The sequence below is a fragment of the Streptomyces sp. NPDC005899 genome (assembly GCF_040629645.1).
Taxonomy (GTDB): Bacteria; Actinomycetota; Actinomycetes; order Streptomycetales; family Streptomycetaceae; genus Streptomyces.
This window is the reverse complement of record NZ_JBEXWB010000586.1, coordinates 1-2,411: the sequence shown is the minus strand read 5'-3', so window position 1 is coordinate 2,411 and position 2,411 is coordinate 1. Positions and strand designations below refer to the sequence as shown.

The window sequence follows — 2,411 nt, the reverse complement described above, 5'->3', positions numbered from 1 at the left end:
GCCTCCAGCGCGTAGTCCAGCTCCTCCGAGACCCGGTTCCGCAGTTCGGTGATGAGCGGCTTGATGTCCATGCCGGGTACCAAGGGGCCGAGCAGACCGCCGTGTGGGACGTCGGCGCGGTCCTCAGCGTCACGGCCGACACCGCGGGGGAGGACCTGACGAACGAGATCCTGCTCCAGCTGCCCGCCGGTTACGACCTGCTGTTCGGGCGCCCGGAGGGAGCCGGGACCCGCCGGCCGGCGCAGGGGTGACGCCGTGGCCCGCGGCCGGCCGTCAGCGGGGCAGGCGGACCCGGATGGTCTTCCCCCCGCCGGGGGCCTTGGTGACGGCCACGCCGCGGGCGAGGCGCCGGATCATGTGCCAGCCGAAGCCGCCCGTCCCGCCGTTCAGGTCGGGAGTCCGTTCGCGCGGCGCCGAGGGGCTCGGGTCGCTCACCGAGGCGTACACCGCGTCCGGGGCCGCCCCGAGCTCCAGGGTGTAGCGGCCGCCGCCGTGGCGCAGCGCGTTGGTGATGAGTTCGGACACCAGCAGGGCCAGCGTCTGCGCGGTCTCCGCGGACAGGGCCGGCTTGAGGCTGTCCGCGAAGGCCCGTGCCGTGTCCCGGGCCCTGGCGATGCCTGCCGACGTGTCGCCGTGGAGGACGAAGGACCCGGCGGAGGTGGCCGGGACCATGGTCGTGGCCTGAATCATGCGTAACACCCCGTCCGTTTCGGTTTGGCCGTGTCGGGCGTGTGCCCGCCACCCTCCGGCTTCACTCCATGGATCCGTTTCCTTGCACGAGAAAAGGAGGATTTACTCACCTACCGGCAGAGGAAAGCCGCCATGATGATGACAGGGAGGAGCCTGTCCCGGGGGTGGCGCCTTCCCGACCGTGACGCCGAGGGGGCGTGGCAGACACGCACTGCCGCGCCGACAGGCGGAACGGCCGCCGAGGGGGCGGCCGGGGACGGCGAACGACAGGTTCCCTCTCCGATGGCCGGCCGGGCGTCCTGCGGGCGCACCGCGCCAGGGCCTCGCCGCACGGGGCCCACGTGTGCCGAGGACAGCCGCGGCCCGGTGACCGGCTCGCCGCCGACAGCGACCGCGTCACCGAGACCCGCGCCCGGGACGGTCGGGGAGTCCCGCGAGAGCGCCTTCGTCGACGTCCTCCCGCACCGGCACTCAGGCGGTCTGCCCGTACCCGGGGCGTCACGCCGCTTCGTCCGCGCCCCGCCGACCCACCACGACGGGAGTCCGGCGACGACGCCGCCGTCCCCCGGGCCGCGGTGCCGGGGCGGTCAGGACCCCGAGGCACGCAGCCGGCGCAGTGGCTGGTCGAGTTCCCGCCGGTAGAAGTCGATGAATCCGTCGGGGTCCGGGCCGGCGTTCTGCATGACCAGCCTGTCGAAGCCGGCGTCCAGGTATCTCTGGGTGGCCGCCACATAGCGGGCCGGGTCGGGTCCGCACGCGAACTTCTCGAGGATGTCCTCGACGCGGACCGTGGTGGTCGCGGCGTCGAAGTTCACCGGATTGGGAAGTTCGCTCATCACCTTCCAGCCCGTCACTGCCCAGCGTGACGTCTTCAACGCCGCCTGCGCCGCCGTCTGTTCGTCTTCCGCCCAGGCCATGGGCACCTCGGCGTACCTGGGCCCGGAGCCGCCGGCGGCGCGGTAGTCCCGGACGATCGATTCCTTGTCCTCCGTGGCGAAGAGGCCGTCGCCCAGCTCGGCGGCGATACGTGCCGAGTCCCGGCCGCTCGCGGCCACCGCGATCAGCGGCGGTTCTCCCGGCAGGTCGAAGACGCGTGCGTCGTCGAGGCGCAGGTGCTTGCCCTCGTAGGAGCGGTACCCACCGAGCCACAGCAGCCGGATGATCTCCAGCCCCTCGCGCAGCAGTTCGTGGCGCACCCGGACCGGGTCGGGGAATTCGCGGCCGACCACATGCTCGTTGAGACGTTCACCGGACCCGACACCGAGGACGAAACGGCCTCCGGAGAGCAGGGCGAGTGTCGCGGCGGCCTGAGCGATGACCGCCGGGTGGTAGCGGACGGTGGGACAGGTCACTCCGGTCACCAGGCCGACACGTTCGGTCTTCGCCGCGATCGTGCCCAGAACCGTCCAGGTGAAGGGGGAGTGGCCCTGCACGTCCAGCCAGGGATGGAAGTGGTCGCTCATCTCGACGAAGTCGAAACCAGCGGCCTCCGCGAGGACCGCCTGGCGGACGAGTTCTTCCGGGCCGAAGGCCTCGGAGGCGAGTTTGTAGCCGATCTCCATGGAACCACCCTCACCCCCGGCCGCGCCCCCGCCCGGGCCGACGGCGCCGCCCGTGCCGCACCACCATCCGAACGGGGGGCCGCGACCCCTCCGTACAGCGGCGCCGCCGCTGGAAGCGGACGCGGCGGCAGGCCGCCGGAAGCGTGGGCGCTCCCGCTC

Annotated in this window: 2 protein-coding genes and 1 pseudogene; 1 reads left to right on the top strand and 2 read right to left on the bottom strand. The window is 72.7% G+C overall.

The genetic code is table 11. The annotated features are described in order from the left end of the window. Positions 1 to 251 (top strand): annotated as a pseudogene (locus tag ABZ371_RS31710) (hypothetical protein); the annotation flags it as partial. Positions 252 to 273: 22 nt separating this feature from the next. On the opposite strand, the gene ABZ371_RS31705 reads toward ABZ371_RS31710, so the two are convergent. Next, positions 274 to 690: an ATP-binding protein gene (locus ABZ371_RS31705; protein WP_358686203.1), complete on the bottom strand. Its 417-nt coding sequence runs from the start codon at positions 688 to 690 to the stop codon at positions 274 to 276. 587 nt (positions 691 to 1,277) lie between these two features. Continuing rightward, positions 1,278 to 2,252 (bottom strand): TIGR03557 family F420-dependent LLM class oxidoreductase, encoded by a 975-nt coding sequence (locus tag ABZ371_RS31700; RefSeq protein ID WP_358686200.1) that lies wholly within the window; start codon positions 2,250 to 2,252, stop codon positions 1,278 to 1,280. Positions 2,253 to 2,411: the final 159 nt, after the last annotated feature.